Annotated in this window: 11 protein-coding genes; 4 read left to right on the plus strand and 7 right to left on the minus strand. The window is 68.6% G+C overall.

Annotation, left to right across the window (positions count from 1 at the left end; genetic code table 11):
• Positions 1 to 4 precede the first annotated feature (4 nt).
• From ACK5F2_RS00715 to ACK5F2_RS00730, 4 genes are read right to left on the minus strand one after another with little or no spacing between them, the layout of a single operon-like run.
• Entirely contained in the window at positions 5 to 8,350 is an 8,346-nt protein-coding gene (locus ACK5F2_RS00715) for a GH36-type glycosyl hydrolase domain-containing protein (protein ID WP_409862065.1), read from the minus strand.
• 16 nt (positions 8,351 to 8,366) lie between these two features.
• Positions 8,367 to 8,558 carry a hypothetical protein gene (locus ACK5F2_RS00720; protein ID WP_409862066.1) on the minus strand — a complete coding sequence of 64 codons (192 nt, stop codon included), beginning with the start codon at positions 8,556 to 8,558 and terminating at the stop codon, positions 8,367 to 8,369.
• A 24-nt stretch (positions 8,559 to 8,582) separates the two neighbouring features.
• Positions 8,583 to 8,744, minus strand: coding sequence for a DUF1328 domain-containing protein (locus tag ACK5F2_RS00725; protein ID WP_409862068.1), 162 nt, complete (start codon positions 8,742 to 8,744; stop codon positions 8,583 to 8,585).
• Positions 8,745 to 8,755: 11 nt separating this feature from the next.
• Positions 8,756 to 9,073: a BON domain-containing protein gene (locus ACK5F2_RS00730; RefSeq protein WP_409862069.1), complete on the minus strand. Its 318-nt coding sequence runs from the start codon at positions 9,071 to 9,073 to the stop codon at positions 8,756 to 8,758.
• Between the two features lie 426 nt (positions 9,074 to 9,499).
• Between ACK5F2_RS00730 and ACK5F2_RS00735 the strand changes: the two genes are divergently transcribed.
• The gene (locus tag ACK5F2_RS00735; RefSeq protein ID WP_409862071.1) at positions 9,500 to 10,390 is read left to right on the plus strand and encodes an acyltransferase; all 891 of its coding nucleotides are present in this window, start codon (positions 9,500 to 9,502) and stop codon (positions 10,388 to 10,390) included.
• A 36-nt stretch (positions 10,391 to 10,426) separates the two neighbouring features.
• Here the strand turns inward: ACK5F2_RS00735 and ribA are convergent, their stop codons facing one another.
• The 3 genes from ribA to ACK5F2_RS00750 form a co-directional block, all read right to left on the minus strand.
• Entirely contained in the window at positions 10,427 to 11,062 is a 636-nt protein-coding gene (ribA, locus tag ACK5F2_RS00740) for a GTP cyclohydrolase II (protein WP_409862073.1), read from the minus strand.
• A gap of 92 nt (positions 11,063 to 11,154) precedes the next feature.
• Entirely contained in the window at positions 11,155 to 11,646 is a 492-nt protein-coding gene (locus ACK5F2_RS00745; protein ID WP_246030762.1) for a glycine zipper 2TM domain-containing protein, read from the minus strand.
• A 119-nt stretch (positions 11,647 to 11,765) separates the two neighbouring features.
• Positions 11,766 to 12,323: an HNH endonuclease gene (locus tag ACK5F2_RS00750; protein ID WP_133603298.1), complete on the minus strand. Its 558-nt coding sequence runs from the start codon at positions 12,321 to 12,323 to the stop codon at positions 11,766 to 11,768.
• Between the two features lie 270 nt (positions 12,324 to 12,593).
• On the opposite strand from ACK5F2_RS00750, the gene ACK5F2_RS00755 reads away from it, so the two are divergent.
• From ACK5F2_RS00755 to ACK5F2_RS00765, 3 genes are read left to right on the plus strand one after another with little or no spacing between them, the layout of a single operon-like run.
• Complete coding sequence (locus tag ACK5F2_RS00755; protein WP_409862102.1) at positions 12,594 to 13,322, plus strand: TetR/AcrR family transcriptional regulator; 729 nt, start codon at positions 12,594 to 12,596, stop codon at positions 13,320 to 13,322.
• Positions 13,323 to 13,343: 21 nt separating this feature from the next.
• A complete protein-coding gene (locus ACK5F2_RS00760) occupies positions 13,344 to 15,134 on the plus strand; it encodes an acyl-CoA dehydrogenase C-terminal domain-containing protein (RefSeq protein ID WP_409862075.1) in 1,791 nt (596 codons plus the stop codon).
• A 44-nt stretch (positions 15,135 to 15,178) separates the two neighbouring features.
• The gene (locus ACK5F2_RS00765; protein ID WP_409862077.1) at positions 15,179 to 15,619 is read left to right on the plus strand and encodes a DUF2147 domain-containing protein; all 441 of its coding nucleotides are present in this window, start codon (positions 15,179 to 15,181) and stop codon (positions 15,617 to 15,619) included.
• Positions 15,620 to 15,631: the final 12 nt, after the last annotated feature.

Consider the following 15,631-nt stretch of genomic DNA (forward strand, 5'->3'; position numbering starts at 1 on the left):
CGGGTCACCGCCGCGAGGGCGCGGGGCGCGCGTCCAGCATCAGCAGATGACAGCTGTCGTCGCCGCATGTCCTGAGGTCGATCCACTCGCCCCGGCTCAGCGGGATGGCACGGCGCGCCAGCGCGCGTGCGAGCTCGGCCCGGTTCAGGGCGGTGCACAGGATGAACTCATGGCGCCGTCCCTCGCGCTGCAGACGCAGGCTGATGCCCTGCCAGTGCGAAGGCAGACAGGGTTCCAGGCAGAGCCGGTTGGCCCGTAGCTGCAGTCCGCACAGGCTTTCCAGCGCGGCGCGGTACATCCAGGCCGCCGATCCGGTGTACCAGCTCCAGCCCGCCTGACCGGCATAGGGCGGCTGCGTGTAGACGTCGCCCGCCATCACATAGGGCTCGGCGAGGTAGGCCCGCCCCTGGCTGGGGTCGGCGCTGCGGTGCGCGGGGCTGAGGCGGGTGAAGCTGCGATAGGCCGCATTGGCATCACCCAGCGCCGCCTGCGCCATTAGCGCCCAGACCCCGGCGTGGGAGTACTGCCCGCCGTTCTCGCGCACGCCGGGCGGGTAGGCCTGGATGTAGCCGGCCTCCGGCTGCGCATGCTGCAGGGGCGGATCGAGCAGGCGGATCAGCCCCTGCGACTCATCGATCAGCGCTCGCGCCACCGCGTCCATGGCGCTGCGCTGCCGGGTCGGGCTGGCCGCGCCCGAGATCACGCTCCAGGCCTGGGCGATCAGGTCGATGCGGCACTCGGCGCGCTGGCGCGTGCCCAGGGCGGAGCCATCGTCGAAGAAGGCGCGCACAAACCACTGGCCGTCCCAGGCGCTGTGCTCCAGCGCGCGGCGCCAGCGTGCGGCGGCCAGTTCCCAGCGCTGGGCGCGTTCGATATCGCCTCTGGCGCGCGCCGTGGGCGCAAAGCCCTGCACCACATGGCACAGGAAGAAGGCCAGCCAGACCGACTCGCCCCGGCCCAGATGGCCGACGCGGTTCATGCCGTCGTTCCAGTCGCCGCTGCCCATCAGGGGCAGGCCATGTGCGCCCACCTGCTGGCTGTGGTCCAGGCTGCGGGCGCAGTGTTCATAGACGCTGGCAGACTGCGCGCCGGGGCGAGGTTCGAAGTAGCGGTCTTCCTGCTCCGCCGCGAGCGGCTCGCCCTCCAGAAAGGGCAGGCCTTCGTCCAGCAGGCCGACGTCGCCGCTGAGCTGCAGATAGCGGGTGACGGCATAGGGCAGCCAGAGCCGGTCATCGGAGATGCGGCTGCGCACCCCCGCGCCACCGGGCGGATGCCACCAGTGCAGCACATCGCCCTCGGGGAACTGCTGTGCTGCTGCGCGCAGCACCTGCTCGCGCAGCAGCTCCGGGGCGCTGAGGGCCAGGGCCATGGCGTCCTGCAACTGGTCACGGAAGCCGTAGGCACCGCCCGCCTGGTAGAAGGCGCTTCGCGCCCACAGCCGGCAGGCCAGGGTCTGGTAGGGCAGCCAGCGGTTGACCAAGGCATCGAAGAGCGGGTCGGGGGTCTTGACCTGCACCGGCGCCAGCCTTGCATCCCAGGCCGCCAGGGCCAGCTCTTCGCGAGCCAGCGCCGAGGGCGCCTGGCGCATCAGTCCGTCCACGGCCTGGCGGGCCAGTTCGCGCGCGGCGTCCGGCGTCTCGCCATGGCCCAGCAGCAGCACCAGTTCGGCGCGGCCGCCGGGAAGCAGATCGAGCTGCCGGGACAGGGCGGCGCAGGGGTCCAGTCCCGCGCCGGCTTGGCTACCCAGGATGTCCGGAAAGCAGCGCTGACCCCGCGCGTCGAAGAGTTCGCGCCGGTCGCAACTCCAGTCGGTCAGCAAGGTGTCGGGGCGCGCCGGTTCATGCAGCAGGGCAAAGGCCGTGCTGCCGCCGAAGCCCGCATGCGCATCGGCCTGCAGGGCCAGCAGCAACTCGCAGCGCCAGCCCGGCTGGCGCAGGGTCTCGTGGGCGCAGCGCACACCGGCGCGGTCGGCGCGCTGGGCGCCCATCATCCACTCGATGCTGGCCAGCACGCGCAGGGCCCGGCGGCGCGTGCCCTGGTTGTGCAGGGTGAGCCGCAGCTGCTTGAGTGGCAGCTCGGCATCCACACACCAACTGGCCGCCACGGCGATCGCACCGCGCTGGTGGCTGATGCTGCTGCGGCCTTGGGTATGGCTCACGGTGTAGCGGGGGCCGCCCGCCACCTCGGCGGCACCTGCGCTCCAGACCTCATGGCTGTGCAGATCCTGCAGATAGATCCCTTCAGAACCCGGATCGCTCAGGGGATCGTTGGACCAGGGGGTGATTTGCTGCAGACGGCTGTTGACGGCCCAGCTGTAGCCGGCGCCGCTGTCGGTGAGCAGGCAGCCGAAGCGCGCATTGGCCAGCACATTGATCCAGGGCTTGCGTGGCCGCTGTTCGCCCTGCACCGCGAAGCGGTAGACCGCACCACCGGCCTCGAACTCGCCTCCGAACTGGGGCCGGCTCGTGGCGTCCGGTCCGGCTTCCGGTCCGGCTGTCAGGGCGCGAATCGCCGGCGTCAATCCGCTGCCCAGCTGCTCGTCGCGGCGCGCCAAGGCCTGCTCGTGCCAGGCGCCGATCTCCGCCATCTGCTGGCTCAGGGCACGCCCGTCGGCCACCAGGCGCAGACGCGCCAGGGCCATCAGCGCGACGCGGCCCGCCTCGGACAGCTCATCGGCGTGCAGCAGATGCAGACGGCAGCTCCCGGGCGCGGGGCCTTCTTCCGCCTCGCGGGCCTGGCGCTCCAGCAGGAAGTTCAGCTCCTGCTGCAAGGGCATCAGATAGGAGCGGGGCTCGCCGCTGAGAATCACCAGCTCGCAGGCCAGGCCGGCCCATGCCCACTGCCGGTGACCTTGCAGCAGGCTGCGCAGCAGTCGCAGGCCCTGCAGGCTGTTGATCTGCACCAGCAGCAGCGGCAGTTCCCCGGAGATGCCGAAGCGCCAAAGCTCGCGCCGGTCGAAGAGGCGCTCGTCCAGGGCAGGCCCGAGCACCGGTTGGCGGCGCGGCGGCGGGCGCGACAGCAGGTGCACCAGCATGCTGGTGATCTGCTGCAGGGCGGCCACTTCCTGCGCCGGCATGCGCATCTCGCGCCAGCGCAGGCGCGCCACCGTGGCGGCCATCATGGAGGAACGCTCGACCACGGGTGCCTGGGCATAGCGGTCGACCAGGGTCTCCAGCGCGGCGCGATCGGCTGCGGCGGCGGTTGCCAGGGTCAGGCTGAGCAGGGCCCGGGGCGGCAGCTGCAGATGCAGGCTGAGTGCCGCCACGGGATCCAGGCCGGTCGGGCGCGGGCCGGATTCAGGGCTGGCGGGCTCGAAGTTCGCCAGCGGCTGGCTGGCATCGCGGCCGCGTCCGGTCCACTGCGCCCGGTCGGTCTGCACGCGAACCTGCCGCAAATGGCCGTCGGCCTGCGCCAGGAAGTGCACCGCATGCAGGGCGGGCTCGCCACTCAGCCGGGGCCGGCGCTGCAGGTACAAGGCCCGGTCGGCCGCGCACCAGTCGGCGCTGACGAAGAGATTGGAGAAGGCGGGATGCTCGGCGTCCGCCCGCGAGGCGCACAGGCTGGGCTCGAACATGGAGATGAGCTCCAGCATCAGCGGTGTCTCGCCCTCATTCCAGAGCTCCAGCCGGCGCAGCTCCAGATCGTCCTCGGGGCTGATCCAGACCGTGCAGCGGCTGCGCAGATCGGGCCACTGCGCCTCCAGCACCACCCGGTCGTCGTGGAACTCCGCCTGGTAGTGGGCCGCGGGATCGGGCGCCGGGTGCTGGCTCAGCGAGACCAGGGCCTGCTCCGGAGAGCGCCGCAGGTAGAGGAAGCTGCCATAGGCATCGCGCAGCGCATCATCGCGCCAGCGAGTGATGTCCAGCCCGCGCCAGCGACTCCAGCCCGCGCCATTGGGCCGCAGGGCCAGGCTGTAGCGGCCGTTGGACAGCAACTGGGTGGGCTGCAGACCGGTGGTGCCGGGAAGCAGCCGGCGTGCCGGTCCCGCGGTGGTCTGACGCCGGTCCTTGCGGGCCAGGGCGGGCGGTGGTGTGTGTCGCCGCGGTACCTCTTGCGGGAGCCGCTCATGCAGCAGCGGGGCCATGGCGTCCAGGCGCGGATCGGCCATGGCCCAGCGTCGTGGCGCCTCCTGCAGCAGCACATTGGCCAGTGCCACGATGCACATGCCCTGGTGATGGGCCATATGTGTGCGCACCAGGGTGAGCGACGCGCCCGCGGGCTGGCGCTCGGCGGTGTAGTCCAGGGCCTCGACAAAGCCCAGCTCGCCGCGCGCCTGCAGCGCCTCCATGCGCCGCAGATTGGCCACCGCAGCGCCCGGCATCAGCAGGGCCGCGAGCGCGCTGGCATAGGGCGCGACGACCTGCTCGTCGGGCGGTGTGCGGCGCAGGGCCAGGGCGGCGATGCCCTGCGGGGCGTACTGGTAGGCCAGGCTCTGATCCATCGTGGCATAGGCCGACTCGCTCACGCCCCAGGGCAGGTCCAGAGCCTGACCATGGGCCATCTGCGCCACCAGGGCCGCGTGGGCGGCACTGGCCAGCACCGTGCCCGGCGGCTCGTCCAGGATCAGGCTGGGCATCAGGTACTCGAACATCGAGCCGGACCAGGACAACAAGCCCAATTGCGCGCCGTTGCCGAAGAAGGGACGGCCCAGGGCCTTCCAGTGGACCAGGGGCACATCGCCCTTGGCCAGGGCCCAGAAGCTGGCCAGCCGGGCCTCGGAGGCGAGCAGGTCGTAGCAGCTGGCGTCCAGCGCCTGTTCGTCCAGCCGGTAGCCGATATGCAGCAGGCGTCGCCGCGCGTCGTAGAGAAAGCCGAACTGCGCCTGCTCGGCCAGTTGCCGGCATTCGGCCGCCAGGGCCAGCAGGCGCAGGCGGCCGTGCGACTCGAGGGCCTGGTCCTGCAGCGCCTCGCAGGCGCCGGCCAGGGCCAGCAGATGGCCACAGAGATTGCCGCTGTCCACGGTGGAGACATAGCGCGGCGCCAGCGCGAGCCCGTTGCGGGTGTCGTACCAGTTCAGGAAATGCCCCTGGTGGCGCTCCAGCCGGGCCATGCTGGCCAGGGTCAGCTCGGCGCGGTCGAGCATCGCTTCCAGGCTGATCCAGCCGAAGCGCTGGGCGCAGGCCAGGCTCAGCAGATACAGGCCCATATTGGTGGGCGAGGTGCGATGCGCCACCAGCAGCTCGGGAACCGTCTGCACATTGTCGGGCGGCAGGTGCGGGCTCTGGGGGCCGACATGGCGCTCGAACAGGGTCCAGGTATCGCGGGCCACGCCCTGCAGATAGGCGCGGTCCTGCGGCGCGAGCGCCGGGGGGCCGACGGCGCGGGCCAGGGGACGTGTCGACAGCCAGATGCACAAAGGCCTGCTGGCCCACAAGGCAAACAAGCCCAGGGTCCAGACGGGCTGCCAGGGCGCCAGGCCCAGGCCCTCGGCCAGCAGAAGCAGGGCGCCGAGCAGCAGCAGGGCGAGGCTGTCGCGGCCGTGCTGGCGCAGCAGACCGGCCAGATGCTGGGCGGCAGCGGCCTGTGCGGCCTCGGCCGTGGTCCATTGCAGCAGCCGCCGGTGGCTGATGCTCATGCGGTAGAGCGCGCGCAGCACGGCATCGATCTGCAGGTTTGCCTGTCCGGCCAGCTGGGCCAGCTGCCACAGCGTGGCCGCAGCCACCCGCAGCAGGTCCAGCAGGCCCTGGCGATAGAAGCGCCACAGGGCGATATCGTCCCGGCTGGGGGCCAGGCTCGCCACGGCCCCCAGCAGCGGGCCGGCGCCATAGGCGGCTGTCACCAGCCACAGGGCAGCGCCGACCGGCAGCAGGCCCGGCACCAGACTGAGCAGAATCAGTCCCAGGCTGAAGGGGGCGACCAGGGAGCGGCGCAGATTGTCCAGCAGCTTCCAGCGGTTGAGCAGGTCCAGTTCATGCGCGCCGGGCCGCAGCAGCAGCGGCAGCAGCTGCCAGTCCCCCCGCGTCCAGCGATGCAGGCGTGAGGCCTGCACATCGGGATGCCCGGGCGGATCTTCAAGCAGGCTCAGCTCGCTCACGCCGGCACAGCGGGCCAGGGCGCCTTCGATCAGGTCATGGCTCAGGATCTGGCCCTCGGGCCAACGTCCGCCCAGCACCTTGTGCATGGCCTGCACATTCAGCAGACCCTTGCCGGTGAAGCTGCCTGCCTCGAACAGATCCTGGTAGACCTCGGAGCTGGGCGCGCCGTAGGGGTCCATGCCGCCATGGGCGGCAAAGAGCCGCTGATACAGGCTGGCCCCGGGTGCGAGCGGGCGCTGGCTGAGCAGGCGCGGCTGCAGGATGCCGTAGCCCGCGATGACGCGGCGCTGCAGCGGGTCCAGCTGCGGCTGGTTCAGCGGGTGCGCCGCGACGGCCACCAGCTCGCGCAAGGCGCCCGGGGGCAGCCCGGTATCGCTGTCCAGGGTCAGCACATAAGGGGTTCCATCCCGTGGCTGGGAGCAGGCGCCCAGGGCCAGGAACGGGGAGGCACCCCCCTGTGCCATCCAGCACAGCAGCTGCTCCAGCTTGCCGCGCTTGCGCTCCCAACCCATCCAGCACTGCTCGCTCTCGCTCCAGCGGCGCTCGCGGTGCAGCAGCAGGAAGCGACGCGATCCCGCGGGATCCTCCGCCCTCCGATGCTGGGCTTCCAGCTGCTCAATGCCGCGACGGGCGGCAGCGAGCAGGGGGCCATCTTCGGCGCGGTGCTGGCTGGGGGCATCAGCGAAGTCGCTTAACAGCGCGAACTGGGCCTGAGGCTCGCGGTTGGAGAGATAGTGCCGCTGCAGTTGCGCCAGCAGGGCGGGCAACCCCGCCTCGCGGTGGATCAGGACCGGCAGCACGACGAGCACCCGGTGCTCGGGTGGAATGCCGCTAGGCAAGGCCAAGCGGGGCAGCTTGTGCGGCGGCAGGGATTCGCTGACCAGGCGGGTCAGAACGGCCTGCAGGGCCTCGCTGACCGGGAAGAGGGTGCATAGCAGGAGCAGGCCGAGCCAGGCACCCGAGATCCCCGGCGCGGCCAGCTTGTCGATCAGAGCCAGGCTCAAGCCCAGGCTGCCCAGGCCCAGCATGGCCAGGTATAGAGGCAGGCGCAGGACGCTCAGCATCCGAGCTGCCTGGGGCAGCCAGGGCTGAGGCAGGCCCAGCTTGTGGCGCAGGCGCGAGGCACCAGGCCCCCGCAGCCAGTAGCTGGGCGCGACAACCCAGGCGGCTTCTTCTCGGTTGGGCAGCTCCATCAGTGCCAGCAGGGCTTGCGCCACACGCAACTCGCTGCTGCCGCTGCGGCGGGCAAGGGCCTCGATGGCGTGCAGGGTGCTGTCCTGTGTGTCGTCGCGCTCGGCCATGAAGATTGGCGAGCGCGACATGGTGCTCATCAGCAGGCTGCAGCGGGCGATCAGTGTGCGCCAGTCGATGTCGGCCAGCAGGCGCAGCGCATTGATGGCATTGCCCACGCTCAGATTGTCGGCCACCTCCTCGGCCTGCTGCCGGCTGTGCGCCGCGGCCGGGTCCGGCAGGGCCTGCGCCAGGGCCAGTGCCAAGGGGGCCTCCGTGCCGGCTTCACGTAGTGCGGCCTGGTAGCGGTCGGCCGAGGCCAGGCCCAGATCGGGATGCAGGCGCTGCAGCAGCTGCAGCGCGAACACGTCCAGCACCCCGCGCTGGCGCATCCGCTCGAAGCGCTCTTGCCAGCCCGCCCGGTCCTGCACATCCAGCTGCTCACAGCTCAGGTGGGCCAGTTCGCGGGCGGCCTTGCAGGCCGCCACCCGCTCGGCCAAGCGCCGCAGGTTCTCGATCAGCACGACCCGCAGGCAGGTCGGCAGGGCCCAGAGTTCGCCCAGGTTCAGCTCGCGCGTGCGCTGGTAGGCCTCCAGGAAGCCGCTGAGCAGTTCCTCATCAATCACGCTGTCGGTGTGGGCCACGAAGGCCCAGGCGATGCCGTACACACGCGGCAGACCGGCCAGGTGTTCGTCCAGCAGCACCGGGAGGTGACGGAAGTAGCGGTGCGGCAGGGCGCTGCGTACCTCGGTCAGCTGGGCCTGCACGATATGGAAGTTGTCCAGCAGCCATTCGCCCGCGGGGCTGACCGCCTGTTCAAAGCGCTGCTGCGTCCCAAGGTAGCGGTGTGCTTCCCCCAGCACCTTGATGTTCTCGTGCAGGCGGGGGAAGAAGCTGGCCGAGTCTGCGGTCTGCCGGGTGGCGGTATGGGCTGCGCCCAGGCTCTGACCATGCTGCTGAAAGCGTGCCAGCCCGAAGATCTGTGAGCGTATGGGCGGCTCCAATGCGCCGCGCTTGGCATCAAGCAGGGCCAGCGTCTCATGGCTGGCTCCGGGCGGGTGGTCTCGCCGGCGGGAGGCGCTCACGGTGTATTCCGTGACCTCAGCTCAGCATGAGCAGCAGCAGTGCCAGCAGGGCCACGCTGCTCACGAAGCGCGGCGCCATGCAGGCATCCAGCCACTCGATCAGGCAGTACAGATCGTGGCGTCGGCCCCACGCCTGCCGGCATTGGCGGCAGTGCCTGGCCAGGCCGGCGGTGCTGGCCAGATCCGGTGCGGGCTGTAGGGGGTGCATGGGCTTGCTCAGGCTTGGGGCCGCTCAGCGCCGCAGCACACCCAGCAGGAAGCTGGCGATGGCCAGGATGAGAAACACGCCGAACAGGATCTGGGCGATGCTGGCCGCGCTGGCGGCAATGCCGCCAAAGCCGAAGAGTGCGGCGATCAGGGCAATGACCAGAAAGACAAGGGCATAGTGCAGCATGGTGGCCTCCCCTACTTGAGCTTCATGTCGTTGACGACGGACTTCACGCCTGGCACCTGGCCCGCAAGTTCCAGGGCGCGCTGGATGTCGGCCTGGGATCCGACGAAGCCGCTGAGCTGCACCCGGCCCTTGAAGGTTTCGACATTGATCTCGGCAGACTTCAGGCTGGCGTCATTGAACACGGCAGCCTTGATCTTGGTGGTGATCATGGTGTCATCCACATACTCCCCGCTGCCCTCGCGGCGTGGCCCCGAGGCACAGGCGGCAAAGGCCAGGGTGGAGACGAGCAGCAGGGCCAGCGCGCTGCGGCGAATGATGTCGTGGGACATGAGGAACTCCTTGTTGCGAGGACGCAGAACCGCAGGTCATGCCAAACACTCGAAAGGCGCTTGAACCGTTTCGGCTGGACCCAGCATGACCGGGGGGCGGCTGTGCGTCGGTACGCCAGAGCACAGTGGGCGGGATCAGCGCGCGATCGGCGCGTGATCGGCTTCAAGGAGGAGGGGCTGGCGTCATCACGCTGTGCGGCCGGCTTGGGGGCTTGGCTGGCTGGCTCTCGCCCAGGCCGGCTGCCAGCAGATTGAAGGGCCGCAAGCCCAGCTCCCAGAGCACCAGGCCGCCGCGCCGTCCGCTTGAATGGCAATGTGCGGGGCTTGAGCTGACGCAAGCCCCCCGAGGTGGCCAGACCCGGTCCCGGGAGGCGGGGGGGCGGTCTGCGGCATGATGTCGGACCTTTTGCTGTCAGACTGTTTTCGATGTTGAGATTTCTTCCTGCCCCCTTGCGCGGGGTGCTCGCTGCCACCCTGCTGGGCCTGGGCACCCTGATCGGGTTTGCGCTGATGATCCTGCCCGCGCTGCTCAAGCTGCTGATTCCCCTGGAAGGCGTGCGGGCCTTGTGCACCCGCCTCATCAGCGGCATTGCCACCGGCTGGGTGGCGCTCAACAATGCCTGGATCGCCGGTGTGGGCGCGGCGGACTGGGATGTACGGGGCCTGGACGGGTTGAGCCCGCAGGGGTGGTATCTGGTGTCACCCAATCACCAGACCTGGGTGGACATCCTGGTGCTGCAGCGGGTGTTTCACCGCCGCATCCCCTTCCTGAAGTTCTTTCTCAAGCATGAGCTGATCTGGGTGCCGGTGATCGGGCTGTGCTGGTGGGCACTGGACTTTCCCTTCATGAAGCGCGGCCGCGGCAAGGGTGCCAAGGCCGCCGATCTGGCCACCACCCGCAAAGCCTGCGAGAAGTTCAAGAAGACGCCGACCACGGTGATCAATTTCGTGGAGGGCACGCGCTTCACGCCCGCCAAGCATGCCGCCCAGGGCGGGCCGTACACGCATCTGCTCAAGCCCAAGGTGGGGGCGCTGAGCGTGGCCCTGGCCACCATGGGCGATCAGTTCGAGGCCCTGCTGGATGTCACCCTGGTGTACCCCGAGGGCACGCCCAGCTTCTGGGATCTGCTGTGTGGCCGGGTCGGCCCGGTGAGCGTGCGCATCCAGCGCCGCGAGATCCCGGCCGAGCTGGTGGGGCGTGATCCGCAGCACGATCGCAAGGTGCTGGTCCAGACCGGGCGCTGGATCGAGGCCCAGTGGGTGGAGAAGGACCAGCTGATCGGCGAGCTGCTCGAAGCCCGGCAGCCCTCTGCCTGAGTTCCCGAGCGGCGGCGGGGCCGCCCAAAGGGAGGCTCAGGGCAGCATGTGCAGCTGGTGGCCCAGCTTTTCGCGCTTGGTCTTGAGGTAGCGGCCGCTTTCCTCGTTGGACTCGACCTCGTGGCCTTCTCGGGCCACGACTTCGATGCCCAGCTCGTTGAGCGCCGCTTCCTTGAAGGGGTTGTTGCTCATGAGCCTCACGGAGCGCACCTGCAAGTCGCGCAGGATGTCGGCGGCGGCATCAAAGCGGCGTGCGTCAATCGGCAGGCCCAGCGCCAGATTGGCCTCGACCGTGTCCAGTCCGGTGTCCTGCAGGGCATAGGCCCGCAGCTTCTGGGCCAGACCAATGCCACGGCCCTCGTGGCCGCGCAGATAGATGACGATGCCGCCCTCGGCCTGAATGCGTTGCAGGGCCAGGGCCAGTTGCTCGCCGCAGTCGCAGCGCAGGGAGCCCAGGATGTCGCCGGTGAAGCACTCGGAGTGCATGCGCAGCAGCACCTCGCCGCAGCCCGATACCTCGCCCTTGACGATGACCACATGTTCGTCAGGATGGTCCGCCGCCTTGTAGACATGGACCATGAATTCCCCGTGCTTGGTGGGCAGGCGGGCGCTGGAGACGCGCTGAACCTTGGCAGCAGGGAGGGCAGGGGTGGGCGGGGACGGCTGAATCACGCGAGCAGGCTCTATAAATGAGGACGCCCGCCGGGGCACAGCGGGCGCCTGAGGGCGTTATGGTAGCGCCCGCCGTGCGGTCTCGCCCGGCCTCAGTTCTTTTCGGCCGGTGCGCTGGGGGCGCTGCCATAAGGCGCGCGAGTCACGCGGGTCTTGCCGCCGGTGCTCACCAGAATGACGGCGTCGCCAGGGTTCAGGGTTTCATTGCCCTTGGCCTGGACGATGGCGCGGCGTTCACCATTGCGCAGCTGCACCAGCACTTCCACGGCATCTTCCTTGGTGACATTGCGCTCAATGGCATTGCCCAGGGCCGCGCCGGCGACGGCGCCCAGCACGCCCACGATCTGGCCCTCGCGCTTGCCGCCCACGCTGGAGCCCGCGATGGCGCCGACCACGCCGCCGGTCACGGCGCCCGCGCCGCTTTGCGAGCCTTCCACCGTCACGGCGCGCACCGAGAGCACGGTGGCATCCTGCACCTGGGACAGGCGCTGCGCGTCGCCGCGCTTGACCACATCGGGGCTGGTGGTGGAGCAGGCGGCCAGGGTCACGACAGCGGCGGCCAGCATCAGTTTGCGAATCATCATGGAACTCATCTCCTCAGGCAGATGGGCTGCCCAACGCTTGCCATTGTGCGGCCGTTGACCGCAGGCTCGCTGCGAGCAACAAGTCTTTACAGGAGACGCGGCGGTCGAGGGCGTTGCACTCAGGCGTGCAGGCGGCTGCTGCGTGGCACGCTGGCCAGCAGAAACTCCATCTGGTCGACCAGGATGCGGCGGCCGCGCAGGATCATGTCCTCGTGCAGATTGGGCACATAGGGCAGATAGAGCAGGCTCATGCGTGCTTCTTCAGGCAGTCGATTGCCTTTGCGCCCATTGCAGCCCCGGCATGCCGTGATGCAGTTCATCCAGCTGTCGGCGCCGCCGCGCGAGGTCGGGATGATGTGCTCCCGGGTCAGGTCGTCCGGGTGGAAGCTGTGGCCGCAATAGGCGCAGACATGTCGATCGCGCGCGAAAAGCTTGTGATTGGAGAGGGCGGGCATCTGCCGCCAGGCCCGGCTGGGCACGGCGCCCCGCACCGCGATGATGGGGTGCACCTCGATGCGGGACTGCAGCCCGCTGACGCGCTGCAGCCCGCCACGCATCACATGGCAGGGGCTGCCCAGGGTCCAGGCGACGCCGTCGCTGGCATAGATCACCGCGGCTTCCTTGGTCGTGATCCAGGCCTGCGGCCGGCCGGAGATATCCAGTTGAAGAACATCCACAGCGTTGACCTCCGAGCGCCAGCGTACTGCATCAGTGGGTGCCGACTCAAGGGCGCAAGCCCTGTCCGCGCCGGCGTGGATGCCGCACAACGGCTTCATCGGCCTGTCACGCCCGCCGATCAGCCTGGGCCGGGTTTAGGCGGCTGCCCCTAAAAAGCGGGTCCGGCCCGGCGCCTTTTTTTCGCGGAACTCTGGAAAATAGAACGACCGTTCGTTTTATTATTCAGACTCTCTCAGCCCAAGATCCTGGATCCTGCCGCCGTGTCCGCCCTGCCCGAAACTCAGCACAAGTCTGGCGCCGCCGATGGTGGCCGGCGTTCTGCGCGCACCCTCCAGAAGGGGCAGCAGACCCGGGCCGCCATCCTGGACGCGGCGCTGGGTCTGGCCTCCCATATGGGGCTGGAGGGGCTGTCCATCGGCGCCCTGGCTGACGTCACCAAGATGAGCAAGTCGGGCGTCTTTGCCCACTTCGGCTCGCGCGAGGAGCTGCAGATCGCCGTGGTGACTGAATATCACGCCAAGTTCGAGGAAGAGGTCTTCTTCCCGGCGATCCGCGAGCCGCGCGGCCTGCCTCGCCTGCGTGCTCTGTTTGGTCGCTGGGTGCGCAGGGTGTCGGTGGAAATCGACTCCGGCTGCATCTATATCAGTGGTGCGGTCGAGTTTGATGACCGTCCCGGGCCGGTGCGCGATGCCCTGGTCACCATGGTCAAGGCCTGGCACGCGGCCCTCGAGAAAGCCATCGTGCTGGCCAAGCAGGCCGGTCACCTCAAGCCCGAGGCCGATGTGGATCAGATGCTGTTCGAGCTGCACGGTCTGATCCTGTCCCTTCACCACGATGCGCGTTTTCTGCGCCGTCCGGGCGCCTTGGCCCGTGCCAGCCAGGGCTTCGAGCGCATCGTCAGTTTCTACGCCACGCCGGCCGGCCTTGCTGCCGGTGCGGCCATTCCTGAGTCCGGTAAAACTACCAGCGCTTCCCGAAAAAAGCGTTTGTCCGCCTGAAATCAAACCGAGGAGTAAGACATGCCCCAGTACAACCCGCCGCTGCGCGATATGAAGTTCGTGATGCACGAGCTGCTGAACGTGGTTGACGAGCTGAAGCTGCTGCCCGCGCACGCTGAGGTCGATGCCGACACCATCAACGCGGTGCTGGAAGAGGGCGGCAAGTTCGCCTCGGAAGTGATTGCCCCGCTGAACCTCTCCGGCGATGCCGAGGGCTGCAAGCTGGACAAGAGCAGCCACGAGGTCGCTACGCCCAAGGGCTTCAAGGAAGCCTACAAGCAGTATGTGGAAGGCGGCTGGCCCGCCCTGTCCTGCGACCCCGAGTTCGGCGGTCAGGGCCTGCCCGTGCTGGTGAACCAGTGCATGTACGAGATGATGAACTCGGCCAACCAGGCCTGGACCATGTACCCGGGCCTGAGCCATGGCGCCTACGAGGCCCTGCATGCCCACGGCACGCCCGAGCAGAAGACCACCTACCTGCCCAAGCTGACCAGCGGCGAGTGGACCGGCACCATGTGCCTGACCGAGCCGCACTGCGGCACGGACCTGGGCCTGCTGCGCACCAAGGCCGAGCCTCAGGCTGACGGCACCTACAAGATCACCGGCGCCAAGATCTTCATCTCGGCCGGCGAGCACGATATGGCCGAGAACATCGTCCACCTGGTGCTGGCCCGCCTGCCGGACGCCCCCGAAGGTTCCAAGGGCATCTCGCTCTTCGTGGTGCCCAAGTTCCTGGTGAATGCCGATGGCTCCCTGGGCGCGCGCAACCCGATCTTCTGCGCCGGCCTGGAGCACAAGATGGGCATCCACGCCAACTCCACCTGCCAGATGGTGCTGGAAGGTGCCGTGGGCACCCTGGTGGGCCAGCCCAACAAGGGCCTGGCCGCCATGTTCGTGATGATGAACGCCGCCCGCCTGGGCGTGGGCAACCAGTCCCTGGGCCTGACCGAAGTGGCCTACCAGAACGCCGTGGCCTATGCCAAGGACCGCATCCAGATGCGCGCCCTGTCGGGCCCCAAGGCACCGGACAAGCCGGCCGATCCCATCATCGTGCACCCCGATGTGCGCAAGATGCTGCTGACCGCCCGCGCCTATGCCGAGGGCGGCCGCGCCCTGGCCACCTATGTGGCCCTGCAGCTGGACAAGGCCCTGGCCTCGGACGATGAGGACGAGCGCCGGTCAGCCGATGCCGAGGTCGCCCTGCTGACACCCATCATCAAGGCCTTCATCACCGACAACGGCTGGATCGCCACCTCGCACTGCATGCAGGTCTTCGGCGGCCATGGCTTCATCCACGAGTGGGGCATGGAGCAGTTCGTGCGCGACTCGCGCATCAACATGATCTATGAAGGCACCAACACCATCCAGTCCCTGGATCTGCTGGGCCGCAAGATCCTGGCCAACAACGGCGCCACGCTGAAGAAGTTCGGCAAGAAGATCGCCGAGTTCGTCGAGGAAGAGGGCACAGATGAGGCCATGCAGGAGTTCGTGAACCCCCTGGCCGACATCGGCGACAAGGTCACCAAGCTGACCACCGAGATCGGCATGAAGGCCTTCCAGAACCCCGACGAGGTGGGCGCCGCCGCCGTGGACTATCTGCGCGTGGTGGGTCACCTGACCTTCGCCTACTTCTGGGCCCGCATGGCCAAGATCGCGCTGGAGAAGAAGGACTCGGGCGACCCGTTCTACACCGCCAAGCTGGCCACCGCCCGCTTCTACTTCGCCAAGCTGCTGCCCGAGACCGCCGGTCTGATCCGCAGCTGCCGCGCCGGCCTCTCGCCGCTGATGGAAATGGACGAAGCCCTGTTCTAAGAACAGCAGTCTGAGCATCCCCCACAAAAACACCAGGAGACACCATGAAGAAGCTGATTGCCGCCACCGCTCTGGGCCTTGTGTCCGGTCTTGTTCAAGCTCAGGCCACGCCTGTGGGCCTGTGGAAGACCATTGACGACGAAACCAAGACCGAGAAGGCGCTGGTGCGCATCACGGAGGTGGGTGGGGGGATGCTCAGCGGCCGGATCGAGAAGCTGCTGGCCGCCGATGCCAAGCCCGACGCCAAGTGCGACAAGTGCAGTGATGATCGCAAGGACAAGCCCATGGTGGGCCTGGAGATCATCCGCAGCGTTGCCAAGGACGGCGAGGTGTGGGGGGGCGGCGGCACCATTCTGGATTCCGCCAAGGGCAAGATTTACAAGGTCAGGATCACGCCTATCGAGGCGGGCAAGAAGCTGGAAGTGCGCGGCTATATGGGAGCCCCCATGTTCGGTCGCACCCAGACCTGGATTCGCGTCGAATAAACAGCACGACGT

The organism is Roseateles sp. (genome assembly GCF_046300915.1).
Classification (GTDB): Bacteria; Pseudomonadota; Gammaproteobacteria; order Burkholderiales; family Burkholderiaceae_C; genus Kinneretia.